The sequence below is a fragment of the Pectobacterium actinidiae genome (genome assembly GCF_000803315.1).
Taxonomy (GTDB): domain Bacteria; phylum Pseudomonadota; class Gammaproteobacteria; order Enterobacterales; family Enterobacteriaceae; genus Pectobacterium; species Pectobacterium actinidiae.
In genome coordinates, this window is the sequence record NZ_JRMH01000001.1 from 2237350 (window position 1) to 2263607 (window position 26258).

The 26258-nt window shown below is 53.2% G+C and carries 23 protein-coding genes; 8 read left to right on the forward strand and 15 right to left on the reverse strand.

Features of this window, described 5'->3' with window-relative positions; translation table 11 throughout:
• Positions 1-2 precede the first annotated feature (2 nt).
• The 10 genes from nth to KKH3_RS09515 all read right to left on the reverse strand — a co-directional run bounded on the left by nth (position 3) and on the right by KKH3_RS09515 (position 10336).
• Positions 3-638: an endonuclease III gene (gene nth, locus KKH3_RS09470; RefSeq protein ID WP_039358553.1), complete on the reverse strand. Its 636-nt coding sequence runs from the start codon at positions 636-638 to the stop codon at positions 3-5.
• Complete coding sequence (locus KKH3_RS09475) at positions 635-1342, reverse strand: electron transport complex subunit E (RefSeq protein ID WP_039358556.1); 708 nt, start codon at positions 1340-1342, stop codon at positions 635-637. Before KKH3_RS09475 ends, nth begins: the two co-directional genes overlap by 4 nt.
• Positions 1339-1968, reverse strand: coding sequence for an electron transport complex subunit RsxG (gene rsxG / locus KKH3_RS09480; RefSeq protein ID WP_039358557.1), 630 nt, complete (start codon positions 1966-1968; stop codon positions 1339-1341). Before rsxG ends, KKH3_RS09475 begins: the two co-directional genes overlap by 4 nt.
• Before the next feature lie 10 nt (positions 1969-1978).
• Complete coding sequence (rsxD, locus tag KKH3_RS09485) at positions 1979-3034, reverse strand: electron transport complex subunit RsxD (protein ID WP_039358558.1); 1056 nt, start codon at positions 3032-3034, stop codon at positions 1979-1981.
• A complete protein-coding gene (gene rsxC, locus KKH3_RS09490; protein ID WP_039358560.1) occupies positions 3035-5278 on the reverse strand; it encodes an electron transport complex subunit RsxC in 2244 nt (747 codons plus the stop codon).
• Positions 5271-5849, reverse strand: coding sequence for an electron transport complex subunit RsxB (rsxB, locus tag KKH3_RS09495; protein ID WP_039358562.1), 579 nt, complete (start codon positions 5847-5849; stop codon positions 5271-5273). The genes rsxC and rsxB overlap by 8 nt, the downstream gene beginning before the upstream one ends.
• Positions 5849-6430, reverse strand: a complete 582-nt coding sequence (gene rsxA, locus KKH3_RS09500) for an electron transport complex subunit RsxA (protein ID WP_039358565.1) — start codon at positions 6428-6430, stop codon at positions 5849-5851. The genes rsxB and rsxA overlap by 1 nt, the downstream gene beginning before the upstream one ends.
• A 216-nt stretch (positions 6431-6646) precedes the next feature.
• The gene (gene ydgT / locus KKH3_RS09505) at positions 6647-6862 is read right to left on the reverse strand and encodes a transcription modulator YdgT (RefSeq protein WP_010275188.1); all 216 of its coding nucleotides are present in this window, start codon (positions 6860-6862) and stop codon (positions 6647-6649) included.
• A gap of 245 nt (positions 6863-7107) precedes the next feature.
• Positions 7108-8613 (reverse strand): L-arabinose isomerase, encoded by a 1506-nt coding sequence (gene araA / locus KKH3_RS09510; protein ID WP_039358568.1) that lies wholly within the window; start codon positions 8611-8613, stop codon positions 7108-7110.
• A 37-nt stretch (positions 8614-8650) separates the two neighbouring features.
• Positions 8651-10336: a ribulokinase gene (locus tag KKH3_RS09515; protein ID WP_039358571.1), complete on the reverse strand. Its 1686-nt coding sequence runs from the start codon at positions 10334-10336 to the stop codon at positions 8651-8653.
• A gap of 371 nt (positions 10337-10707) precedes the next feature.
• On the opposite strand from KKH3_RS09515, the gene KKH3_RS09520 reads away from it, so the two are divergent.
• The 7 genes from KKH3_RS09520 (at position 10708) to KKH3_RS09550 (ending at position 18363) form a co-directional block, all read left to right on the forward strand.
• A complete protein-coding gene (locus tag KKH3_RS09520; RefSeq protein WP_039358574.1) occupies positions 10708-11691 on the forward strand; it encodes an arabinose ABC transporter substrate-binding protein in 984 nt (327 codons plus the stop codon).
• A gap of 152 nt (positions 11692-11843) precedes the next feature.
• Positions 11844-13367, forward strand: a complete 1524-nt coding sequence (araG, locus tag KKH3_RS09525) for an L-arabinose ABC transporter ATP-binding protein AraG (protein WP_039358577.1) — start codon at positions 11844-11846, stop codon at positions 13365-13367.
• Between the two features lie 18 nt (positions 13368-13385).
• Entirely contained in the window at positions 13386-14372 is a 987-nt protein-coding gene (gene araH / locus KKH3_RS09530) for an L-arabinose ABC transporter permease AraH (protein WP_039358580.1), read from the forward strand.
• Positions 14373-14436: 64 nt separating this feature from the next.
• A complete protein-coding gene (gene araC / locus KKH3_RS09535; protein ID WP_039358583.1) occupies positions 14437-15369 on the forward strand; it encodes an arabinose operon transcriptional regulator AraC in 933 nt (310 codons plus the stop codon).
• A 102-nt stretch (positions 15370-15471) separates the two neighbouring features.
• Complete coding sequence (locus tag KKH3_RS09540; protein ID WP_039358587.1) at positions 15472-16518, forward strand: oxidoreductase; 1047 nt, start codon at positions 15472-15474, stop codon at positions 16516-16518.
• 151 nt (positions 16519-16669) lie between these two features.
• Complete coding sequence (locus KKH3_RS09545) at positions 16670-17662, forward strand: bile acid:sodium symporter family protein (RefSeq protein WP_039358590.1); 993 nt, start codon at positions 16670-16672, stop codon at positions 17660-17662.
• A gap of 242 nt (positions 17663-17904) precedes the next feature.
• Positions 17905-18363, forward strand: coding sequence for an SgcJ/EcaC family oxidoreductase (locus KKH3_RS09550; RefSeq protein ID WP_039358594.1), 459 nt, complete (start codon positions 17905-17907; stop codon positions 18361-18363).
• A gap of 79 nt (positions 18364-18442) precedes the next feature.
• On the opposite strand, the gene add is transcribed toward KKH3_RS09550, so the two are convergent.
• From add to manA, 4 genes are all read right to left on the reverse strand, one after another.
• Positions 18443-19459: an adenosine deaminase gene (add, locus tag KKH3_RS09555; protein WP_039358597.1), complete on the reverse strand. Its 1017-nt coding sequence runs from the start codon at positions 19457-19459 to the stop codon at positions 18443-18445.
• Positions 19460-19579: 120 nt separating this feature from the next.
• Complete coding sequence (locus KKH3_RS09560) at positions 19580-20557, reverse strand: arsenic resistance protein (protein WP_039358600.1); 978 nt, start codon at positions 20555-20557, stop codon at positions 19580-19582.
• Positions 20558-20655: 98 nt separating this feature from the next.
• Entirely contained in the window at positions 20656-22215 is a 1560-nt protein-coding gene (locus KKH3_RS09565; protein WP_039358604.1) for a YdgA family protein, read from the reverse strand.
• Positions 22216-22303: 88 nt separating this feature from the next.
• Positions 22304-23476: a mannose-6-phosphate isomerase gene (gene manA / locus KKH3_RS09570; RefSeq protein WP_039358607.1), complete on the reverse strand. Its 1173-nt coding sequence runs from the start codon at positions 23474-23476 to the stop codon at positions 22304-22306.
• Positions 23477-23716: 240 nt separating this feature from the next.
• On the opposite strand from manA, the gene fumC reads away from it, so the two are divergent.
• On the forward strand, positions 23717-25114 hold the full coding sequence (gene fumC / locus KKH3_RS09575) for a class II fumarate hydratase (protein WP_039358611.1): 1398 nt from the start codon (positions 23717-23719) through the stop codon (positions 25112-25114).
• Between the two features lie 62 nt (positions 25115-25176).
• On the opposite strand, the gene tus is transcribed toward fumC, so the two are convergent.
• Complete coding sequence (gene tus, locus KKH3_RS09580; protein WP_039358614.1) at positions 25177-26112, reverse strand: DNA replication terminus site-binding protein; 936 nt, start codon at positions 26110-26112, stop codon at positions 25177-25179.
• Positions 26113-26258 lie beyond the last annotated feature (146 nt).

The following is a 26258-nucleotide window of genomic DNA, read 5'->3' on the forward strand; positions in this document are numbered from 1 at the left end:
GATTAGGCGTCGACCTTCTCGCCAAATTCACATAAATCTTCAATCAGGCAGGAGCCGCAGCGTGGTTTACGAGCAATACAGGTGTAACGGCCATGCAGGATGAGCCAGTGATGGCAGTCGACTTTAAATGCTGCCGGAACGACTTTCAGCAGTTTTTCCTCTACCTGTTCGACATTTTTACCCGGTGCGAATCCTGTCCGGTTACTGACGCGAAAAATGTGAGTATCAACGGCAATCGTCGGCCAGCCAAACGCGGTATTCAGAACAACGTTTGCTGTTTTCCGACCTACGCCGGGTAAGGCTTCCAATGCGGCGCGATCTTCAGGAACCTGCCCTTGATGCTTTTCCAGCAACAAACGGCAAGTTTTGATGACGTTCTCCGCTTTGCTGTTAAACAGGCCGATCGTCTTGATGTAGCCTTTCACACCGTCAACACCGAGTTCGAGCAGGGCTTCTGGCGTGTTGGCAACAGGATAGAGTTTTGCGGTGGCTTTGTTGACGCTGACATCGGTTGCCTGTGCGGAAAGCAGTACCGCGATCAACAGTTCAAACGGCGTGCTGAAATTTAACTCTGTCGTCGGGTGGGGATTGTTGTCGCGTAAACGCGTTAAGATCTCAATCCGTTTGGCCTTGTTCACAGCGATTCCCCTACGGCACCCGTCACCGGTGCCGTTTTCCCTTCGGCAACAGCAGCACGGGCTCGGCGTTGTTTCATTTTCTCATCGATCAAATATTTCACGGCCAGCAACAGTCCCAGACCGATAAACGCGCCCGGAGGCAGCATCGCCAGCAGGAAAGGGGAATCAAGGTGGACAACCTCAATGCGGAGAACCTTAGCCCAACTGCCCAGCAGTAAATCCGCGCCGTCGAATAGCGTGCCGTTACCCAGAATTTCACGTAAAGAACCGAGCACCACCAGTGCGCTGGTCGCCCCTAAACCCATAGCCAGACCATCAATGGCGGAAGGGAAAACCGCATTCTTTGAGGCAAAGGCTTCTGCCCGACCAATAACGATACAGTTCGTCACGATCAGCGGAATAAAAATCCCCAAAGACTGGTATAACCCGTAGGCATAGGCGTTGATCAACATCTGCACGGTACTGACCACCGAAGCGATGATCATGACGTAAATGGGAATACGGATTTCCGCGGGTACCCAGCGGCGTAACGCGGAGACAGCCATATTGGTACAGGTGAGAACCAGCGTAGTTGCCAGCCCTAATCCCAGCGCGTTAGTCGCGGTTGATGACACAGCCAGCAGGGGACACAGGCCCAGCAATTGAACCAGTGCTGAGTTGTTTTTCCATAACCCTTCAACGAAAAGTGCTTTGGTTTGACTCATTGGTTCTCTCCACAGGCGGATAGCGTGTTGATTTGTGATGGCAGAGTTTGCAGGTAAAGGGCGCTGCGTTTTACGCTGTTAATGACGGCGCGCGGCGTAATCGTGGCACCGGTAAATTGATCAAACATTCCGCCTTCCTTTTTCACTGCCCAGCGGGCGTCATGCTCGCCCTGTACCATTAGCCCATTAAACCGAGTGATCCAGTCAGAAATTCGCACTTCGATTTTATCACCCAGTCCCGGCGTTTCATGGTGCTCAGTGACGCGGACGCCGAGTACCTTGCCATGAAAATCAGCCCCAACCAGCAGCCGAATAGCGCCAGAATAACCATCCGGCGCGGTACTTTCCAGTGCGGCAGCAACCGGTTCGCCATTCTGGCGAGCGATGAAAATGCGGTGCGGTGCTGATGATCCCAATGCCGGATTGGTGACAATGTAACACTCTTTCTGAATGTCACTATTGTATAGCTCGGCGGGAACGACCTGATCCAACAGCATCTTTTGTTGCAACATCGCCTGATGCGAAATTGTGGGTTCCGTTAATATGTTCACGATGGCTGTGATTGCCGTCGTGAATGCCGCAAAAAGAGCCAGTGTCATCGCGTGGCGGCGCATAGTGGTAAACATTATCTGCTCCTCAGCGATGGTGGCCGTAAGCGCGCGGCTTGGTGTAATAGTCGATCAGCGGCACGGTAATGTTTGCGAGCAGAACGGCAAACGCGACGCCATCTGGGTAGCCACCGTAGGTACGAATCAGCCAGACCAGTAATCCAATCAGCGCGCCGAAAATCAGACGCCCCCGGTTTGTGGTTGACGCGGTAACAGGATCGGTCGCAATGAAAAATGCGCCGAGCATGGTGGCTCCAGACAGCAGGTGTAGCATCGGTAGCGCGAATTTCTCCGGCGCGATGATCCAGCTTAGCGAGGCACAGAACATCAGCGACAGCAGGAAACTGACCGGAATATGCCAGCGAATGGTGCCACGCATCAACAAAAACAGTCCACCGATGAGAAAACCGATATTCACCCACTGCCAACCAATACCGGACAGCGATTGGGCAAACATCGGCTGTTGCAGAATGTCCTGCGGCGTTTGGCCGGAGCGCAGGCTGGTTTTAAACGTATCCAGCGGGGTGGCTTGGCTGATGCCATCAACATTGTGCATCAATTGCTGCATGGTGTGCCCGTCAGGCGTGTGTCCGGTAAAGATAATCACTAATGCATCATGGAAGCCGACGGGAATGGTTTGCAGCGGCGCGGGCGGTAGCCAGCTTGTCATCTGAACCGGGAAAGAGATCAGCAGCACTACATAGCCAATCATCGCGGGGTTAAACGGGTTTTGCCCTAAACCGCCATACAGCTGTTTGGCGATAATGATAGCGAAGACGGTTGCCATGACCACCATCCACCAGGGGGCGAGCGGCGGCAGGCTGATACCGAGCAGCACGGCAGTCAGTAGTGCGGAATTATCAGCCAGCGTGGTGCGAACCGCGAATTTCCTCAGTGACAACGTCACGGCTTCTGCGACAAGGGCGGTGGCTGACGCCAGCCCGAGCTGGATCAGGTTGCCGTAGCCAAAGAAATAGACCTGCGCCAGTATGCCCGGGAGGCAGGCCAGAATAACCAACAGCATGATACGCTGTGTGCGTTGCTGGTTATGGGTGAACGGTGAACTCGCAATTCTAAAAGCCATTTATTCCTCTTGATATGACGATGCCTGCGCGGCTTTACGGGCTTTAACGCGAGCGATAGCAGCTGCCACGGCAGCCTTACGCGGATCTTCCGGTTCTTGCACTTCCACGACGGCGACGGGTTCTGTCACCACGTCAGGGGTTGCTGATGAAACCGGTTCTTCCGCGTTTGTTGTGGACTGCTGAGCGGCTTTACGGGCTTTAACGCGCGCGATAGCGGCAGCCACAGCAGCCTTACGCGGATCTTCTGGCTCTTGCACTTCCACGACGGCGACGGGTTCTGTCACCACACCAGTGGGAGTTGATAAAACCGGTTCTTCCGCGTTTGTTGCGGACTGCTGTGCGGCTTTACGGGCCTTAACGCGCGCGATAGCAGCTGCCACGGCTGCTTTACGCGGATCTTCCGGCTCTTGTACTTCCGCGACGGCGACGGGTTCTGTCACCACATCAGTGGGGGCTGATAAAACCGGATCTTCAGTGTTTGTTGCGGACTGCTGGGCAGCCTTACGCGCTTTAACGCGTGCCAGAGCGGCGGCCACGGCTGCTTTGCGCGGATCGTCAGGTTCGGTAACAGGAACATCGACTGCTGGCGTTTCCTGCTGGGTCTGTTTTTCACGTGCCTGTTCTTCACGTGCTAAAGCTTTGCGGGCAGCGCGCGCGGCGATGGCTGCACTGTTATCCGGCTCTGCATCAGGGATGACCTCGATGGGTGAACCGACCTCTGTTGCGGCAGTTTGCTTACGACGTACGCGCTCCAACGCAGCCTGAACGGCATCTTTATCCGTGGTGGATACGCCAGCCGCAGCCTGTTTATGACGCCGTTCGCGAGCCGCTTTTTCCCGCTCCAGACGAGCCTGTTTAGCATCAAAGCGCACTTTGGCCTGTGCGGCACGCTGTGCCTCTTCGTCGATGGCCCGAATTTCGGCCTTTTCCTGACGGTAATACTGCACCAGCGGAATATTGCTGGGGCAGACGTAAGCGCAGGCACCGCATTCGATGCAGTCAAACAGATGATGATTGCGGGCTTTTTCGTGTTCCTGCCCGCGGCTGAACCAGTAAAGCTGTTGCGGCAAGAGTCCCGCCGGACAGGCGTCGGCACATTTGCTACAGCGAATACAGGATTGTTCTTCGGCAACCGGCTCCATTTCCGTATGTGACGGTGCGAGCAGGCAGTTGCTGATTTTGACGATAGGGACATCCAACGATGGCAGAGTAAAGCCCATCAACGGCCCACCCATCACCACCATCGGCTGTTTATTGACGTGGAAGCCGCCCTGTTTGAGCAGGTGGCGTACTGGTGTTCCCAATCGTGCCCAGACGTTGCCGGGCTGACGCAAGGCTTCACCGGTCAGCGTCACCACGCGTTCGGTGAGCGGTTCGCCGTCAATTACGGCACGTTTGATAGCAAAGGCCGTACCGACGTTCTGCATTAGCACGCCAATGGCGGCGGAATGTTTACCGAACGGGACTTCTTTGCCCGTCAGAATCTTGGTGAGCTGCTTGGCACCGCCTGACGGATATTTGGTTGGGATAACGCGCAATTGCATGTCGCTGCGTTTACCCAAGGCCAGTTTCAGAGCGCGGATGGCTTCCGGTTTGTTGTCTTCGATCCCGATCAGAATGCGTTTTGGCTGCAACAGGAATGACAAAATCTCGACGCCCTGAACAATCTCGTCGGCGCACTCCTGCATGAGTCGATCGTCGGCGGTGATATAGGGTTCACATTCTGCGCCGTTAATAATCAGGGTTTCAATCCCGCGCATCCCACCTTGTAACTTGGCTGCGGTAGGGAAGCCTGCGCCGCCTAAACCCGCAATGCCAGCCTGATGGAGATGGGCAAGTAAGGTATCAACGCTCTGCGCACGGTAGTCCGTAAAGGTCTGACGCTCGCACCAGCGATCGTCGCCATCCGGTATGATAATGATACTGAGTTCGGACAGACCCGAAGGGTGCGCCGTCGTGTGCTGACGAATCGCATTCACGGTTCCCGACGTCGGTGCGTGAACGGGCAAGGTGCGGCCTTTTCCCCGCGTCAATGGCTGACCACGCAGGACTTTATCGCCGACGCTGACGCAGATCTCGCCTTCCGGCCCCAGATGCTGCTTGAGCGGAATAATGAACTGTTCTGGCAGTGGGATCTGGCGCAGTGGCGTCTGGCTTGACTGCATCTTCATTTCCGGCGGATGAATGCCTCCGTCGAAATCCCAGATCCTGTCTTTTTTAAAGGCGGAAAACAGCTTAAGCATGTCGTTCTACTTGAATTACGCGTACTGGAATCGTATCGAGATCCCATTTCCAGTTAGCGGGAGTCGGCGCGATAGGACGTAATTCGATACAGTCCGTCGGGCAAGGGGAGACGCAGAGATCGCAGCCGGTGCACAAATCGCTGACGACGGTGTGTACCGCTTTGGTACTGCCGATGATGGCATCAACCGGACAGGCCTGAATGCACTTGGTACAGCCGATACAGTTGCTTTCATCGATCCAGGCAACCTGGCGTGCGGGAGCTTGAATGTCGGCATCGCCTTCCAGCGGTTGCGGGTCGACATTGAGCTTTTCAGCCAGCTTCAGCATCATCGCTTCGCCGCCGGGGCCGCACTTATTGATATTTTCGCCGTTCAGCGCGACCGCTTCGGCGTAAGGTCGACAGCCGGGGTAACCGCACTGGCCGCACTGGCTTTGCGGCAGCATGGCTTCTACTTCTTCCACGATCGGATCGTTTTCGACTTCAAATCGACGGGAGGCGTAGCCGAGCACCAGACCGAATGCCAGCGCAAGTGCGCTTAATGCCGCAATGGCGATCCAGATAGCGGTCATCAGAATTTCACCAATCCGGTAAAGCCCATAAACGCCAGCGACATGAGACCCGCGGTGATCAGTGCGATAGACGAGCCACGGAAGGGCGCGGGAATATCCGACACGGCGAGGCGTTCCCGAATGGCGGCAAAGAGCACCATCACCAGCGAGAACCCTGCGGCACCACCGAAGCCATAAATCGTCGATTGCAGGAAACCGTGTGACAGGTTGATGTTAAGCAAGACGACGCCAAGCACCGCACAGTTAGTGGTAATCAGCGGCAGGAAAATACCCAGCAGGCGATATAGCTCGGGGCTGGCTTTGCGCACGAACATCTCGGAGAACTGAACCACCACGGCGAGCACCAGAATAAAAGCCATGGTACGTAAATAGAGGATATCGAGCGGAACGAGAATAAATTCGTTGATCAGCCAGGAGAACATGGAGCCCAACGTCATAACAAACGTGGTCGCCATGCCCATGCCAATGGCCGTCTCCAGCTTTTTGGACACGCCCATAAAGGGGCACAGCCCAAGAAACTTCACTAAGACGAAATTATTTACCAGAAGGATGCTAACAAAGAGCAATGCGTATTCGGTCATTACGGTGCCTAGAAAACAAAACCGGACTATTATCAGGCATTGTTGGGTTTTCGACAACATACCCAAAGTAGGGTTATCGCCGTCCCCTTCAAGGGGCGGAAGGTCAGATTCGCTTAATAACAGAAGCGCCGGGCTATTATACAGTAACGCACAGAGCGTTCTGAGTAATATCCCGGAAGTAAATTATTGCATAACTATTCTTTTTGTCGTTAACCACTACAGAACGTGATGCCAGACGGATTTTGGTACGCAGCCGAGATCGAACAAGCGCCCACCGGATGCCAATTCAGCCCGCCGATGGTCCGCAGCACGATACATGTTGATGATTTCCTGACTATCTGTCAGTGAATAATTGAGGTGATCGAAGAGTTTTTCCAAACTTTCTGTTGAGCTGACTTTCCTGAATTTGAGCAAATAGTCATGAACGGTCATGTTGATTGGTCTAATAGTTATGTGGTTGAGGTGACTAAGTATATTCAAGCAAGAAAGCCTGTCTAGAGGGCGATGTAATAAAGTACGCTTATTTTTCAACAACAAACAAATGAAAATGAAAAATAACGGATTGACAGAAGAATGTGGCGGCGTTTAGGGCAATGTCGGGGAAAATCAACAAACGTGGGATGGCGAGTGCCTATAAAGGGGCAGATTATACGCCAATCTGCCCCTGACGATGGTGTCTAGCGGCTACAAAGTTTGTAATAGACCTCGTTCCAGCGCAGCGCATCTTTGAATTCGTGGAGCCGGGTTTCGTTGTCGATCACCAGCAGTTCAATATTCTGCATCTCGGCGTAGAGCCGCATGTGCTCGAGATCCAGCGCCTGACTAAAGACGGTGTGGTGCGCGCCGCCAGCCAGAATCCAGGCTTCGGCCGCCACTTCCAGCGACGGTTGTGCTTTCCAGATGGCGCGGGCAACCGGTAATTTCGGCAGCGGACGCGGTTGTTCGAGGGTATCGACCAGATTAACCAACATTCTGAAACGATCGCCCATGTCGATCACGCTGGCGTTGAGGGACGGGCCTGCTGGCGTTGAGAAAATCAGACGGGCAGGGTCGGCTTTTCCGCCAATGCCAAGGTATTGCGCATCCAAAATCGGTTTCTGCTCTTTCGCAATCGTCGGACAGACTTCCAGCATGTGGGAGCCGACGACCAAATCGTTACCATTCTGGAAGTTATAGGTGTAGTCCTCCATGAAGGACGTACCGCCGGCCAGTCCGCCCGCCATCACTTTCATAATGCGTAGCAGTGCGGCGGTTTTCCAGTCACCTTCGCCACCAAAACCATAGCCTTGCTGCATCAGCCGCTGTACCGCCAGCCCCGGCAGCTGTTTCAACCCGTGCAAATTTTCAAAATCGGTAGTGAACGCGTGATAGCCGCCTTGCTCCAGAAAGCGTTTCATCCCGAGTTCGATCTGTGCCGCATCCAGCAGATTCTGGCGGTTAGCCCCGTTGAGTTTCACCGCGTCCGTTAACTGGTAGCTGGATTCGTATTCTTCGACCAACGCTTCGATATCGCCTTTAGAGACAGCATCGACCACGGCGGTTAAATCGCCCAACCCCCAGGCGCTAACGGAGTAACCGAACTGGATCTGCGCGCCGACTTTATCGCCTTCGGTAACGGCGACTTCACGCATGTTGTCGCCAAAGCGCGCTACCTTCAGCTGTTTGCTTTCCTGAATGGCGGCGGCAACCCGCATCCATTTGCCGATACGGGCATGGGCGTTCTTATCCTGCCAGTGACCGACGACAACCTGATGCGCCTGCCGCATCCGGGCACCGATGAAGCCAAATTCGCGCCCACCGTGTGCGGTCTGATTCAGGTTCATAAAATCCATGTCCATGGTGTCCCACGGCACTTCGGCATTGAACTGGGTGTGGAATTGCAGCAGCGGTTTACTGAGTACGCTCAGGCCGCCAATCCACATTTTGGCTGGAGAGAAGGTATGCAGCCAGGTCAGCAGGCCGATACAGTTATCCTGATAGTTGGCATCGCGGCACAGCGCCAGGATTTCGTCCGGCGTTTTCACCAGCGGTTTCAGAACCAGCTTAACCGGCAGATTGGCCTGTTGATTCAATCCGGCGACGACTTTTTCTGCATTCTCTTTTACCTGACGCAATGTTTCCGGTCCATAGAGATGCTGGCTACCGATGACGAACCAGACTTCGAGCTGCTTAAAATGATCCATGATGACTCCTGTAACGTGATCCCCAGAGGGATAAAAATTAGTTTTTTGCCGTAGACGCTGGGCTATAGGCCGGTTCCGCGAGGCGGCACCACTGCTGATAGCGCTCATAAAGCTGCTGATAATGGGCGACGCGCTGGCTGTCTGGCATTAAGGTGCGCTCTATACCGCTGGCCATATGCTGTTGTGCCGTCGGGATATCGCCGTGAACGCCAGCGGCGACGGCAGCAAAGATTGCGGCACCGAGTGCACAGCACTGATCGGAGGCGACGATCTGTAAAGGGCGATTCATCACATCAGTACACACCTGCATGATGACGGGGGATTTCCGCGCGATGCCGCCCAACGCCAGCACGTTCTCGACGGGAACGCCTTGATCTTCAAAGCACTCCATAATGGCGCGCGCGCCAAAAGCCGTGGCAGCAATAAAACCGCCGAACAGCGTGGGGGCATCGGTGCCCAGATTGAGATCGGTAATCAGGCCTTTTAGTCGCTGATTGGCGAACGGCGTTCTGCGACCATTGAACCAGTCCAGCACGACTGGCAGGTGATCCAGCGTGGGGTTCTCTGCCCAACGACGGGTAAGCCGCTCCAGCAGTTTTGCCTCCATCGCCTGTAATGATGTTTTGAGTTCAGGATGGTCTTTTGCCGCTTCCTGTAACGACCAGCCCAGCAGCCGTCCAAACCAGGCGTACATGTCGCCGAAGGCTGACTGTCCGGCTTCGAGACCGATATAGCCAGGGACAACACTGCCGTCGACCTGCCCACAAATACCGGCGATGGTGCGATCGGCAATGCGTGTGTCGTCGGCGATCAAAATGTCGCAGGTGGACGTACCAATCACTTTGACCAACGTATACGGCTGTGCGCCTGCGCCGACGGTGCCAACGTGGCAGTCAAACGCGCCGCCCGCCAGGATGACGGTTTCGGGGATGCCGAGCCGCTGCGCCCACTCTGCGGTAATGGTTCCGACCGGCTGTTCGGCGGTCCAGGTATCAGTAAACAGCGGGTATTGCAATGTTTCGGTCAGGCAGGGATCGAGGGCGTGCAAGAAATCTTTCGGCGGCAGTCCACCCCAACTCGGGTGCCAGAGTGATTTGTGTCCGGCGCTGCACCGGCCACGGCGAATATCGGCAGGCGCTTGCGTACCGGAAAGCAGAGCGGGCACCCAGTCACACAGTTCGATCCAGGAAACGGCAGCCTGACACACGGCTTCATCGTCGCGCGAGACATGCAGGATTTTGGCCCAGAACCACTCAGACGAGTAAACGCCGCCGATATAACGGGTGTAATCCGGGAACTGGCCGCTACGGCACAGCGCATTGATGGCTTCTGCTTCTTCTATTGCCGTGTGGTCTTTCCACAACACGAACATCGCATTGGGGTTGTCAGCAAATTCGGGGCGTAGCGCGAGGATCTGACCTTGCTCATCAATCGGTGCGGGGGTGGATCCGGTCGAATCCACGCCAATACCGATGATGCTCTGCCGCTGCGCATTCGTCAGGCGGGAAACCACGACCTTAATCGCCTGCTCCAGCGATTCGATGTAGTCCAGCGGATGGTGTCGAAACTGGTTGTTGGCAGGCTGACAATATTTCCCCTCGCGCCAGCGGGGGTAATAGACGACTTCTGTTTCTAGCTCTTGCCCACTTTGGCAGTCAACGGCTAAGGCGCGTACCGAATCACTGCCGAAGTCGAGACCAATCGTAATAGCGCCCGCACTCATGCTTTGCTCCTCATTAATCCCAGATCGTTGCTATTTACGATGGCAGGGATAACGAGAGGTGGTGAGGAGCGGTTAGCTGGAAGTATGTATTTTTCTGTCGCCAGCAGCCATTTTGTGAAGCGGGTCAAAGGTTAATAATTGGTTAAATTCGCTAAATGTATGCACAAATCTGTCATTGTTCCGGACTGTGATAAAGCTCTACATTCTTGCCGGGAATAACGACTAAAACATAAGCGTCTGAATGCTACTGAGTAAAGGAATCGAGCTAAGTCTGTGTTTTTCCTTTATCCAGACCGGAAATACCCTACCAGGAACTCGAACTCGTTTCAGCGTTGCTGACGAATGAAAAGATAATTATACCGGAGAACATCATGCATAAATTCACTAAGGCGCTGGCAGCAATCGGGTTGGCTGCTGTTATGTCACAATCAGCTATGGCAGAGAATATAAAGCTGGGCTTTCTGGTTAAACAGCCGGAAGAACCCTGGTTCCAGACCGAATGGAAATTCGCTGATAAAGCAGGAAAAGACCTTGGTTTTGATGTGATAAAAATCGCGGTTCCCGATGGTGAAAAGACGCTGAATGCGATCGACAGTCTGGCGGCCAGTGGAGCGAAAGGTTTCGTTATCTGTACGCCTGATCCGAAATTGGGGCCCGCTATTATAGCGAAAGCGCGCAGCTACGATCTGAAAGTGATTGCAGTTGATGACCAGTTCGTCAACGCGAAAGGGCAGCCGATGGATACCGTGCCGTTGGTGATGATGGCGGCCACCAAAATTGGCGAGCGTCAGGGGCAGGAACTGTATAAAGAGATGAACAAACGCGGCTGGAAAGTAGAGGAAACCGCCGTGATGGCGATTACCGCTGATGAGCTGGACACCGCACGTCGCCGCACGACTGGCTCTATGGACGCGCTGAAAACCGCAGGATTCCCGGAAAAACAGATCTACAAAGTACCGACCAAATCTAACGATATCCCTGGTGCGTTTGATGCCGCTAACTCCATGTTGGTTCAACACCCCGGTGTGAAAAACTGGCTGATTATCGGCATGAACGATAACACCGTGCTGGGGGGCGTGCGTGCAACGGAAGGTCAGGGCTTTAAAGCGGCAAACGTCATTGGTATCGGCATCAACGGCGTAGATGCGGTGAGCGAGTTGTCCAAAGGTCAGGCAACGGGCTTCTTTGGCTCACTGCTGCCGAGCCCGGATATTCACGGTTACAAGAGTATCCAGATGCTGAACGACTGGGTCACCAAAGGCGTTGAGCCGGAGAAATTCACTGAAGTGACCGACGTGGTGCTGATCACTCGTGACAACTTTAAGGCCGAACTGGAGAAAAAAGGCCTGATGTAATCGTAATGCTGTTCACTTAAGCGTGGATTTTGGGGGAAACACGGTGATGAGGTTCCCGCAGGGACGCCTTGCACCGTGGTTGCCCCCAGTATCTCGATCCTTTGCTGGCGAGGTTATCCGCGTGCTACCTGCATCGTGATGAGGAAACAGACATGACACCACAGTCACCCTATTTGTCGTTTCATGGGATTGGTAAAGAATTTCCCGGTGTTAAGGCGCTTTCGGATATCAGTTTTTCCTGCCATGCCGGCCAGATCCATGCATTGATGGGGGAAAACGGGGCGGGCAAGTCGACGCTGTTAAAGATCCTGAGCGGTAACTATTCACCGTCAGCGGGCGAAATCCATATTCAAGGTAAACCCGTGCAGTTTACCAACACGATGGATGCCCTGAATGCGGGCGTTGCCATCATTTATCAGGAACTGCATCTGGTGCCGGAAATGACGGTCGCCGAGAATATCTATTTAGGTCAACTGCCGCATAAATACGGCATGGTGAACTATTCGATACTGCGCTATGAAGCCAAACTTCAGTTGCAGCATCTGGGATTGGATATCGATCCTGATACTCCGCTGAAATACCTCTCTATCGGTCAGTGGCAGATGGTGGAAATCGCCAAGGCGCTCGCTCGTAACGCCAAGATTATTGCTTTTGATGAGCCGACCAGTTCGCTGTCTGCCCGTGAAATCGAGCAGCTTTTCCGCGTGATTACGGAATTGCGCAGTGAAGGCCGGGTCATTTTGTACGTTTCGCACCGTATGGAAGAAATTTTTGCGCTGAGCGATGCCATTACCGTGTTTAAAGATGGCCGCTATGTGCGCACGTTCGACGATATGCAGCAGGTGAACCATGAGTCGCTGGTACAGGCGATGGTAGGGCGTAACCTGGGGGATATCTATGGCTATACGCCGCGTCCGCACGGCGAAGAACGTTTGACGCTGAAAGATGTAAAAGCGCCGGGTGTGAAATCCACCGTTTCTCTGAGCGTGAAGCAAGGGGAAATTGTCGGGCTATTTGGTCTGGTAGGGGCGGGTCGCAGCGAACTGATGAAAGGGCTGTTTGGCGCGACCAAAATCACCAGCGGTCAGGTGTTGCTGGATGGCAAACCGCTGGTGGTGAATTCTCCTATCGATGCGATTCGTCAGGGCGTGATGCTCTGCCCGGAAGATCGCAAGGCGGACGGCATCATTCCGGTGCACTCGGTGCGTGACAACATCAATATCAGCGCAAGGCGTAAGAGCCTGAAAGCTGGTTTTATTATTAATAATCAGTGGGAAGCGGATAACGCCTCGCAGCGCATTGCGGCGTTGAACATCAAAACGCCGTCCGATGAACAGCTGATTATGAATCTTTCCGGAGGAAACCAGCAGAAAGCCATTCTTGGCCGCTGGCTGTCCGAAGAGATGAAGGTCATTTTGCTCGATGAGCCCACGCGCGGCATCGACGTCGGCGCGAAGCACGAAATTTATCATGTCATCTATGAACTGGCGAATCAGGGGATCGCGGTGCTGTTTGCCTCCAGCGATTTACCCGAAGTGTTGGGACTGGCCGACCGGATTGTCGTCATGCGCGAAGGTGCCGTTTCCGGCGAATTGCTGCATGCCGATGCCACAGAGCAGCAGGTGCTCAGCCTGGCTATGTTACGAACCCCCGATATCGAATCTGCGGTTGCCTGACCGCGAAGGAGCAAAATAATGTCAACGGTTACGTCTGCAACGTCAGAAAAGAAGAAAAGCGGTGTGGGATTATCCCGCATTTGGGATAACTACGGCATGCTGGTGGTGTTTGCCGTGCTGTTTCTTGGCTGCGCGATTTTTGTCCCGAACTTCGCCTCATTTATCAATATGAAAGGGCTGGGGCTGGCGATCTCTATGTCCGGCATGGTGGCCTGCGGGATGCTGTTCTGTCTGGCTTCCGGTGACTTTGACCTGTCGGTAGCGTCTATCATCGCCTGTGCTGGGGTCACGACGGCGGTGGTGATCAATATCAGTGAAAGTCTGTGGATCGGTGTCAGTGCCGGGTTGCTGTTGGGTGTGGCGTTTGGTTTGCTCAACGGTTTTGTGATTGCCCGTTTAAAGATCAATGCGCTGATCACGACGTTGGCGACGATGCAGATTGCGCGCGGCCTGGCATACATCATTTCCGATGGTAAAGCGGTAGGGATTGAAGATGAGCGCTTCTTCGAACTGGGCTATGCCAACTGGTTGGGGTTGCCAGCGCCAATCTGGATCACCATCGGCTGCATGATTGCGTTTGGCCTGCTGTTGAACAAAACCACGTTTGGCCGTAATACGCTGGCGATTGGGGGCAATGAAGAAGCGGCGCGTCTGGCCGGGGTGCCGGTCGTGCGTACCAAGATCATCATTTTCGCGTTGTCCGGTCTGGTATCGGCGGCGGCAGGCATCATTCTGGCATCGCGTATGACCAGCGGCCAACCGATGACCTCCATCGGGTATGAACTGATCGTCATTTCTGCCTGTGTGCTGGGCGGCGTGTCGCTGAAAGGCGGGATCGGTAAAATTTCCTATGTGGTGGCCGGCGTGCTGATTTTGGGTACGGTGGAAAACGCAATGAACTTGCTGAATATCTCTCCGTTTGCCCAGTATGTGGTACGTGGTCTGATTCTGCTGGCGGCGGTTATCTTTGACCGCTACAAACAGCTGGCGAAGAAAACGGTGTAAATGCCTGTGCGGCAGGTGAATTGCCCTGTCGCTCTCTCTCTAATTAGCGTGTACCGGAGGCTCGATGTATCACCGTATGGCGCATGAATCTCAGCCTAATCCGCTGCTGCCGGGATATTCGTTCAACGCTTACCTTGTGGCAGGTCTGACGCCGATTCTGGCAGAAGGGCCGCTCGACTTCTTTATCGATCGTCCAGATGGGATGAAAGGTTACATCATTAACCTCACCATGAAAGGACAGGGGCAGGTCTTTGATGGCGATGAGACCTTTTTCTGTAATCCCGGTGATCTGCTGTTGTTCCCGCCGAAATCGAAGCATTTTTATGGTCGTTCGCCGAGCAGCGATTGCTGGTATCACCGCTGGGTCTATTTTCGTCCGCGTGCCTACTGGGCCGACTGGCTGGAATGGCATACTAAAAGCAGCGGTATTGGTCGCATGAGCCTGCCGAATAACCAACTGTTGCTGGAGTTTGACCGGCTGTTTGCCAATATCGAGCAGACGCAGCGTTCCGGGCGTCGTTTTTCAGAAGAATTGGGGATGAATCTGCTGGAACGTCTGTTGCTCCGAGCGATGGAAGAAGATCCGCAAAGCCCACAGAAGATCATGGATCCGCGTGTGATCGAAGCCTGCCAGTTTATTACCAGCAATTTGGCCGGAGAGTTGCGTATTGATGAGGTGGCGCGCCATGTTTGCCTGTCGCCGTCGCGGCTGGCGCATCTGTTCCGTGAGCAGGTGGGGATTAATATTTTGCGCTGGCGTGAAGATCAGCGCGTGATTCGCGCCAAGTTGTTATTACAAACGACGCAGGAGTCTATCGCCAACATTGGTCGCGTGGTGGGGTATGACGATCAACTGTATTTCTCACGCGTGTTCCGTAAGCGGGTCGGCGTCAGCCCCAGCGATTTCCGCCGCCGCAGCAGTGAAATCAACTATCCGGCGGCTAAAACGTTGCCCGTGACGTGGGGAGAACGGATGCCCAGCGCCGTAAGCGGCTAACGACAGATTCCCCTGGCTATTATCCCTCTCTGCACTCTGGCGGGTGACGGGTATATACTGAGTGAGAAATCACAAAGTCAAACTACGCTAAGGGGAATCGTCATGAGTGAGACTGTTCGTGTTGGACTGCTGGGTTACGGTTATGCCAGTAAGACATTCCACGCGCCGTTAATTGTCGGTACGGCAGGTATGGAGCTGGTGGCTGTGTCCAGCAGCAATGCTGAAAAAGTGCATGCAGATTGGGCAAATCTTCGAGTAGAGAAAGACCCTCAGGCGTTATTTAACGATCCCGATATTGATCTCATTGTTATTCCTACCCCTAATGACACGCACTTCCCTCTGGCGAAACAGGCGCTGGAGGCGGGCAAGCATGTCGTCGTCGACAAACCTTTTACGGTGACGTTGTCACAAGCGCACGAGTTGGGTGTTGTTGCCGAACGTGTCGGAAAAATGCTTTCTGTTTTCCATAACCGCCGCTGGGACAGCGATTTTCTGACGCTGAAACAGCTGCTGGCGGCGGGAACGCTAGGAAATGTGGTGTATATGGAGTCGCATTTCGATCGCTTCCGCCCCGAGGTGCGTCAGCGCTGGCGTGAAGACGGCAGCGAAGGCAGCGGGATTTGGTACGATCTTGGGCCACACTTGCTGGATCAGGCATTGGAGCTGTTTGGCTTGCCGGTGGCGATTCAGGTGGATATGGCGCAGCTAAGGCCGGGCAGTAAGGCCACCGATTATTTCCATGCGACGCTGATTTACCCGCAACGCCGCGTCGTTCTGCACGCCAGTATGCTGGTGGCGGCGGCTTCTGCACGCTACACCGTGCACGGCACGCGCGGCAGCTTTGTTAAATACGGCCTCGACCAACAGGAAGATCGTCTGAAAGCGGGCGAACGTCCACCGCTGGCCGACTGGGGACAAGATAAGCACGATGGTGTGTTGACGCTGTCTCGCGATGGCATAACGGCGGAACAAACCATTGCCACGATACCGGGTAACTATCCGGCCTACTATGCAGCAGTGCGCGACGCGCTGCTCGGCAAGGGCGAAAACCCCGTCAGCGTGCATCAGGCGATTCAGGTGATGGAACTGATCGAGCTCGGGCTGCTTTCCCACGAGCAGAAAAAAGCCGTCACGCTGAAAAATAGCTAGATTTACCGCGTGTTATTCCAGATAGTTAATGGTTTGTTTAAATAGGCGATCTTAGGATCGCCGTAGACTGCCATTTTGGGCGATCTTCGGATCGCCCGTCTTGTTCGGGTGTCAATTCGGCTGATAATAGGCTAGGGGAAAGGTGTTGGGCATGGGGTGGTTGCAACGTTTACGTATTGATAAGTTTTTATTGGTTTTGATTCTGGTGGTGGTGACGGCGTCGATCTTTCCTGCGGAAGGCATCGCGAAGGTTTTCTTTGAGAACCTGACAACGGCGGCGATTGCGCTGTTGTTCTTTATGCACGGTGCGAAGTTATCACGTGAAGCGATTACTACCGGTATGGGGCACTGGCGTTTGCATCTGGTGGTATTTGCCAGCACGTTTATTCTGTTCCCGCTGCTGGGTATTGGCATGAGCCTGCTCTCGCCCGTAGTGCTGACGCCGACCTTGTATCTCGGTTTCCTCTATCTGTGTGCGTTACCGGCGACGGTACAATCGGCGATTGCTTATACCTCAATGGCCGGTGGGAATGTCGCGGCGGCGATTTGTAGCGCCTCGGCATCCAGTATTTTGGGCGTATTTCTCTCGCCGATTCTGGTCGGTTTGCTGATGCATACGCAAGGGGGAGAAACGGATACGCTGCACGCTATTGGCTCTATTATCATGCAGTTAATGGTGCCTTTCGTGATTGGACATTTGTCTCGCCCGTTGATTGCCAAGTGGGTTGAACGTAACCGTAAGCTGATTAGTATTACTGACCGGTCATCAATTCTTTTGGTGGTGTATGTCGCCTTCAGCGAGGCGGTTGTGCAGGGGATTTGGGGACAGATCAACGTCTGGTCATTGCTTGCCGTCGTCGGTTGTTCGATCGTGCTGCTAGCGATAGTGCTGGTGGTGAATACGCTGGTTGCCCGTAAGATGGGCTTTAACACTGCCGATGAAATCACCATCGTGTTCTGCGGTTCGAAGAAGAGCCTGGCGAATGGGATTCCGATGGCAAACGTGCTATTTCCTGCCGCGGCTGTCGGTGCGATGGTGCTGCCGTTGATGATTTTCCATCAAATTCAACTGATGGTCTGCGCCGCTCTGGCACAGCGTTATGTCAAGCGGATAAACAAAGAACAGGATACGTCTCGTCAATAAGAGATTATCGGTCTCTCGCATCTTGCAAAACGCCCTCGGTCTTACACAGGCCGAGGGCGTTTTCATTTGTCATAATTATTTGTAACTACTCGGAAATACAATAAATAATCTATTACAGTGATAGTTTCATTGTGGTGTTACTTTTTTGTTTCGTTACGTTATAACAATAGTCGCTCACCGAGATGTATTGTCGGTAGAGCAGACACAGTTGATGATAATTATTATTTGAGATCGAGGGAAATATGTTTAAAAAAACGGTGTTAACTTTAGCGATGTTAGGGACGCTGACTTCCGCATCTGTGCAAGCTGCTCAGAATGCACAATGTGTAAAAACCAGTCAAAAAGAGATTGCGTCGCTATTTGACCGTTGGAATGCATCGCTGCAAACAGGTGATGCGAAGAAAGTTGCGCAAAACTATGCGCCAGACGCGGTACTGCTGCCGACGCTGTCCGATCAACCGCGTACAACTGACGCAGAGCGCATTGATTACTTCGAACATTTCCTGGCGAAAAAGCCCATTGGCAAGATAGACACCAGCACAATCCGCATCGGCTGTAATAAAGCCGTCGATACCGGAACCTACACCTTCACATTCGGTGATGGTAGCGTAGCTAAAGCGCGTTATACCTACACTTATGCCTGGAACGGCAAACAGTGGTTGATCACGACGCACCATTCATCTGCGAACCCGAACAGCTGATCTCTATAATTTATCTGTAACAGACTTGTGTCAAACGGCTAACAAAAGTTAGCCGTTTTTTATGTGCTGGAGAGATACGCTAGGGTGTGACACCGCGTTTACGCAGAACCTTTTCACGCAGTTGCTGTTTTTCCTGCTCGCTGATAAACGCAATGTTCAGGCCGTTTTCCTGTGCTTTGCGCGTTTCTACGGCTGTCAGGCCAGCAAGCGGGGCGGCGACTTCATATTCGTGACGGATCTCTATGCCTTGAACGGCAGGATCGTCCGTGTTGATAGTGGCGGGGATTTCATAGCGCAGAAAGTGGACGAGCGGATGCTTATCCAGTGATTCCACGGTGCTGGTTTGAATGTTAGAGGTTAAACAGGATTCAATGCCGATCCCATGCTGCGCCATGTGTGTCATGAGGCGGGGATCGATAATGGCGGTTACACCGTGCCCGATGCGCTCAGCACCCAAGTGGTTAATTGCCTGCCAAATACTTTCCGGCCCGGCCGCTTCACCCGCGTGAACGGTAATGTGCCAGCCCGCATCGCGGGCTTGTCGGAAATGAGAAGTAAACTGTGCGCCGGGATAACCCAATTCATCACCTGCCAGATCGAGCGCGACGATGCGATCGCGTTGGGATAGCAGGGCATCCAGCTCTTGCTGGCAGGCCTCGGTGCCGAATGTCCGGCTCATGATGCCAATCAGACGAATGTCGGTATCGAAATCACGGCTGCCAGCGGTAATGCCGTCGATCACGGCTTCAACAACGCCAGCAATCGGAAGCTTATGATTCATCGCCATATAGTAGGGAGAAAAACGCAGTTCTGCATAATCCAGCCCGGCTTTCATGGCATCTTCAACGTTCTCGTAAGCTACGCGGCGGCAGGCATCCAGTGAGCCAAGTACGGCCACGCCCCAGTCAAGTTTTTGTAAAAAACTCAGTAAGTCAGGTTCGTTTTTGGTGACCTGAACGTGTGGGCGGAGCGTTTCGATGTCGCTGGCTGGCAACGCTATATTGTACTGGCGCCCTAGATCCAGAATACTCTGGGCACGGATGTTACCATCTAAATGGCGGTGGATATCCGTTAACGGCAGGAGTGAATCAATCATAATGGTATTGTCTGATTACTGTTTTTCATACGACAAAGTATAAAAAGAAATCGTGGTAAATAGCCAACTGTTACCGCCGAAACTCAATCCTCTGAACAATCATTGAGCAAAAACAACCTGTTATTGCTTTCCCTGACCCGTAGAACGGACCTTCAACTTAGGTATCGCCCGGATATAAATGAGTTCGCTGAGCAATTCTACTAACGTTTGGCTGACGATCACGGCTGGAAGTAGCGGCAGTGCGCCCGGTATCGCCAACGCCAGCGGTAGAATAACCAGAGAGTTGCGCGTGCTGGCGCTAAAGGCCACGGCACGCCCGCTAGCCGAATCCAACCGGAACGCGCGGGCAGTGAACCAGCCGAGCAGCGGTGCCAGCAGCGCGAAGAGCAGATAAAACGGCACCGCGAGTAACACCGATGCCCAGGTGAGGCGCAGTTGGGGAATGACCGCCGCCACGACGATAAACAGCACCAGAGCGGTCGCCGGAACAGGGAGATAGCCTAATGCATCCGCAAACGTTGCCATGGTACGCTGCCGCGCTGCTAGCCATTGCAGAAGGGCGGCCAACGCTAAAGGTACGGCAATCAGCCAGATAAATGCGTCGATAAAGGGCGCAAAGGCAATGAGTCCGGCGGCGTCATGGCCGAGAAATAGCGTCAGGTAGAAGGGCAAGGCCAGCATTTGCAGCATCAATAAAATAGGCGTTGCGGCCAACAGTCGGGCGGCATCTGCGCGTCCCAGATGCGCGAATGTCACGACGTAGTCAATACAGGGGGCGAGTAACACCAATATGATGCCCAGCTTCACCAGTGGATCGGCGGGGAGAAAGGGCAGCATCGACGTCACCAGCAAGGGAATCACGAGGAAGTTGGCAGTCAGCAATGCACCGATGAATCTGACCTGAGTCATGCTTTTTCCGAGCGTGGTCAGCGGTACTTGCAGGAACGTGACAAACAGCATCAGCGCCAGCGCCGGATTAATCACGACATCCAGTTGCTCCGTTCCCGGCAGCACCAGCGCTGTTGCCATTGCCGCTATCACGGCAACAAAATAGATCGCGGCCTGATGGGTTTCCATGAAGGGTTTCAACGCGGACATGGTGTTATCTCAAAATCAAACGGGAGAGGTCGGACAGGAAAAACGGTGGCGGCAAGTGCGGCCACCGTGTGTTTTAGCACGTAATACGATGTGCTGACTTATTGTGCCGGTGGTGTGACGGGGGCTTCCTGTGTGCCAGGCAGAGACTCTTCACCTTCTTCCGTTGGAATGGAGAAGTACGGTGCGATGAAATCAGCCAGCGGTATTTTGTTGCCGTTGAAATCAATTTGACCATCGGCATAGTGCAGTGAACTGGTAATGGCATTGTCTTTTGTGACGCTCAGTTGGTTACCTTCACCAATCTGGGCCATCGCTTCAACCTGTTGTTTTGCCATGTCAGCAAGCTGCTTTTGCTCTTCCGCGTTGGTCGTTTTTGGTCCGCTCTGCACCATCAACTCCGTCAGCATATCCAGCGGCAGGTTGAGTTTGGCATCAAGTTTTTTGACCGACTGACGAATGATTTTTTCTTCATCCGACAGAGTTGCATCGTTTGCTTTATCGGCGTTCTGCAACGGATCGGTTAAATCCAGCGCCAGCGTAAACGTTCCTTCGCCTTTGCTGTTTTTCCAACTGATCGGGGAGATGGCAATACTTGGGTTACCTTTCAGCAACTGCGGCAGATATTGCAGAACAGACATGGCAACCTCGTGCTGATAAGCGTTAGGATCGATAGCAGTCGGATCCTGCAACAGTTTCTGCACTTTTTCCTGATAGGCGGTGAGGAACTGTTTGGTACCCGCGCCGTCCAGCTGTGAAATGGACATGCTGACGTTACCAGAACCCAGATTACGGTCGCCGATGAGTAAAGATCCCAGCGTCACGGCCATTTTGCCTGCCAGATTTTTATCATCTTCGGTTGCGCTACTTTGCAAGGAGAAATCGTTCAATGTAACGGGGTCACCACCTTCTACGGTAAACGTCATCGTTTTAAAGGACAGATTGCCATCGCCTAAATCCAGATCGAATTTGCCTTTTTGGTTGGTTCCCTTGATGGAGAAATCGGTGAGATCGACGTTCTCTGTTTGGCCCCAGGCATTTTTCCTTTCCATCTTCACGCTGCTGATGGTGGTATCCAGCTTGCTGCTGCGCAGGTCGTGTCCGATATCCACCAAGGCTTGCGCGCCGCTGAAGGAAAATTTCTGTTCCGGCGACTGATGGTCGATAGGGGCCAGCGTAACAAGTGACTGCGTATCACCGCTGTAAGCGACGCGAGTTTCGGCTGTAAAGAACGGTTTATCTTTCGTCAGCTCGAACCAGGCTTTGACGGCTGGGGTGTTGGCCAACTCGGTATGGACAGAAGCCATTGCGGGTACGAGATTAAATTTCTTGAGCTGCGCCAGCGGGAATGGCCCGTGAGAGACTGTTTCGTTTAGGACAAGCTCTTCGCCAGGGGCAAGGAACTGTGCGCCTTCTGCTGTGCCAATCGAGCCATCTGCTTGTAGCACATAGGATAGCGTACTGCTGAAAACGCCTCCCTGGTAGTCGCGATAGACCACTTTCAGCCCCGCGTTCGGGTAGGCTTGTTTGAGCTTGGTATTTAACGTATCGGTAAAACCATCAATCTGTTGAGCCATCTGTTTGCCGGTGTACCAAGATGCGCCGGTCCAGATGGCACCCAGAGCAACAATAACGCCTACGGCGACTAACGACTTCTTCATTTTTATTCATCCTTTAGTAAAAAAATGCGCGTTTTCAACGCGAAACGCTGGCAACTTACCCAGAGGTAACCGCAGCGTATGGAACAAGTTATCGGTTAAATACGCGAGCGAGACGCCCCTGTCCCTCAACCGTTACCGGTGACTCACTGGCGGAAATAAAGCAGGATTCTCCTGGGCGTAGCGAGAGTCGCTGCTCATTTTTTTGCAGGACGGCATGACCGTCAATACAAAAAACAATGGCTGCACTGTTCTGGCTGAGCGTCTGTGTGCTCTGGCTCAGTTCGTGCAACGAAAAAGCAAAATCCTCAACAGGAATCGGGAAGCTGAGTTCATTACCCTGTCGGTGTGGCGTCGTCAGCAGCTGGTTTGCGGGTTTAGCGTCGAACACAACATTAGCCAGCAGCTCTGGAATATCAATGTATTTCGGCGTTAGCCCGGCACGCAGCACGTTATCCGAGTTCGCCATGACTTCTAATGCCACGCCTTTCAGGTAAGCATGCGGCGTTTGCGCAAACAGAAACATGGCTTCGCCGGGTTGAAGTGTAATGACGTTAAGCAGCAGCGGGGAGAACAATCCGCTGTCATCGGAATAGTATTGTGTGATTGCGCGGATGGTCGCCCAGGGTTCGTCATTTTGACTATTTAGCGCGGCTTTCAATACACCGAGCGCGCGCGATTTTTGCTCGCCTTCCATACTTAGCAGGTTGGTGAACAGCATGGCGAGATTCTTCGCATCGGGCTGTTGTAAAAACGCGGTGATCGACGGATGCGCACTGGCAACTGGCTCCAGCAACTGCACAATTTCAGATAATTCTCGGAACCCATTCATGGCCTGAAAGGGTGTTAATGCGTAGACCAACTCCGGTTTGTGATTGGCGTCTTTGTAGTTTCTTTCGGCTGCATCCAGTGGGATACCGGCGGTATTCTCTCTTGCAAAGCCTTGTTCTGCCGACGATTTACTGGGATGAACCTGAATGGAAAGCGGCTGTTCCGCACACAAAACCTTAAACAAAAAGGGCAGTTCGCCAAAACGTTGCGCGATCGTTGCGCCAAGATGGGCGGTCGCGTCTTCTGCAATCACGTCACGCAGGCTGCGGGTGTTGCCTTTTTCATCAATAATCGCCGAACTGCTTTTAGGATGGGCGCCCATCCAAAGTTCTGCCATCGGTAAATCATTAGGGTTATCAATGCCATATAGCTCATTTAACGCGTGCTTGCTGCCCCAGGCGTAGTGCTGGACGCAATTGAGCATTTTTTGCATGTCGGCTCCCTGCTATTACATTAATTGTTAATTTCTGTGATGCTGGCTGCTAATTACTAGAGTGATTATGAATACACTGCATCCTCTTCGCTTCATGGTAATGTTTTATGTAGCGTGATACCAGACAGTGTTAGTAGACCAACAAGCGTTAACAAGGCCAGTGAGTGTTATCAGAATAGGCTCAGCGATGTGATTCAATGTCTTCTACTAGTTGAATGTGTATTTTAAGGAGGAAAGGTAATGAGCACGACGCGTAGTGAAAAAGACTCAATGGGACCGATTGATGTTCCTGCTGAACGGTTATGGGGCGCACAAACGCAACGATCGCTGGAGCACTTCCGTATTTCTGAAGAGAAAATGCCACGTGCGCTGATTTATGCGCTGGCACAAACCAAGCGAGCGGCGGCTCGCGTTAACATGGATCTCTCGCTTCTGCCTCCTGAACGGGGAAATGCGATTATTCAGGCAGCGGACGAAGTGTTGGCTGACAAGCATGCCGGGGAGTTCCCGTTAGCAATCTGGCAGACGGGGTCTGGCACGCAAAGTAATATGAATATGAACGAGGTGTTGGCTAACCGCGCCAGTGAACTGCTGGGGGGAGAGCGGGGCAATAATCGGCTGGTTCATCCCAATGATGATGTCAACAAAAGCCAGAGTTCCAACGACGTCTTCCCTACGGCGATGCACGTCGCTGCCGTAGTCGCGATCAACGAGCACCTGATTCCTGAATTGAAAGCGCTGCACGCCACGCTGGCGTCGAAAGCCGAGCAGTTTAAGGACATCGTTAAGATTGGTCGTACGCATTTACAGGATGCTACGCCGCTGACGCTGGGGCAGGAAATCTCCGGTTGGGCTGCGATGTTGCAGCATAATCTGAAGCATATCGAGAACAGCGTGCCGCACATTTGCGAGCTGGCGCTGGGCGGTACAGCGGTTGGAACAGGGCTAAACACGCATCCTGAATATGCGGTGCGCGTGGCGGCGGAGCTGGCGACACTCACCGGTCAGCCATTTGTGACCTCGCCGAATAAATTTGAAGCGCTGGCAACCTGTGATGCATTGGTACACGGGCACGGTGCGTTGAAGGGGTTGGCCGCATCATTAATGAAGATTGCTAACGATGTGCGCTGGCTGGCGTCTGGCCCTCGCTGTGGTATCGGCGAACTGAGTATTCCTGAAAACGAGCCGGGCAGTTCCATCATGCCGGGCAAGGTCAACCCAACGCAGTGTGAAGCACTGACAATGCTGTGTTGCCAGGTGATGGGTAACGATGTCGCTGTGAATATCGGTGGTGCATCCGGTAACTTCGAGCTGAACGTGTATCGCCCCATGGTGATTCATAACTTCTTGCAATCGATTCGCCTGCTGGCTGATGGCATGAAGAGCTTTGATGAGCATTGCGCGGTGGGGATCGAGCCGAATCACGATCGCATCACTCAGTTGCTGAACGAATCACTGATGCTGGTAACTGCGCTCAATACGCATATTGGCTATGACAAAGCAGCAGAAATTGCCAAAAAAGCGCACAAAGAAGGACTGACGCTGAAGGCGGCTGCACTCAAACTGAACTATCTCACCGAAGCACAGTTTGATGAGTGGGTTCGACCGGAAGATATGGTCGGTAGCCTGAAAAAGTAATGACGCGGTAGTCAGCGTTTTATCCTATAGCCTGCCGGAGTTTACCCGCAGGCTTTTTCTTTTCACTCTGGCGCATCGGTATACAGGTGCAAACGTGGAATAAGCAGGCGAAGCTCGGCCGCTTTCGGTTTGTACTTATGCTTGATGTTGTTGGCATCATAAGGATTGAGTTCGCCGATGATGGGCACGTCGCCGCCAGATCCTTGCTGACAAAGCACAAGCAGGGGGGACGGGCAGGGATGCTGAACCTGCTTTTGCTGTTCGGGATACCACACTCGCGAAATGGGCTGCACTTTGACCGGACGTTTGATTTTCAAAACAGCGTCTTCCGGCAGCGACAATACCGTGTCAATCTCCTGCTCGACATGCTCAATCCACTGCGCTTTGGTATACGGTGCTGCGTTTTTTGCCGCATTCAGGCTTTTGGTCAGTTTCTCCAATAGCTCTATACGCGCCATGTTCTTGATGATGTGCTTATTCGCCCAGCCAAAGCGGACTGACGCCGGGTTGGTTATGAGCGTTAACGAACGATAAGCACTCAGCGTGATCAACCCTTTCAAATTCGTGTGGACGAACTCAAAGCGCTGTTCTGGCTCCAGCCCGGACTCGACGGTAATAATTTGCTCCAGATCTTTTTTCAGCGCATTAATTTCTGCGATGAGCGACTGTGCCTGCTGATATTGTGCCTCGTTTACCGAAAAACAGAGTGCGCCCGGCAAACGGATCGCGCTTTTGCTGCTAAGCGTTTCTGGGTAGTGGTGAATGAACAGACGCTGAAAGTGAGCTAGCCCTTTATCGCGCGCCTCTTGTCCAACGTTCTGTGTGACGGCGATATGCTCTATAGGGTCATGCTCCGTTCCTTTTTCCACATGAGGAAGGGAATAGACGCGACCAATTAGCAGTCGGTATTCGGCAAACTGTTGTTGCATCAGCGCCAGCTTCGTCTCTAACGTTTGGAAACAGCGGTTCATGCGATCGATTAGCGCGTAGCGATTCATAGTTAAATTCATTTTAGTTACAACATACTTATATTTATACTGATAATCGAACACTTCAGCAATCGTGATTATCATTGTTTCAAGCAGGATTAACGGGGGGACATCGAGGGGGAGGGAACAACGCGGAGTTTACCTGATTCAGGCAA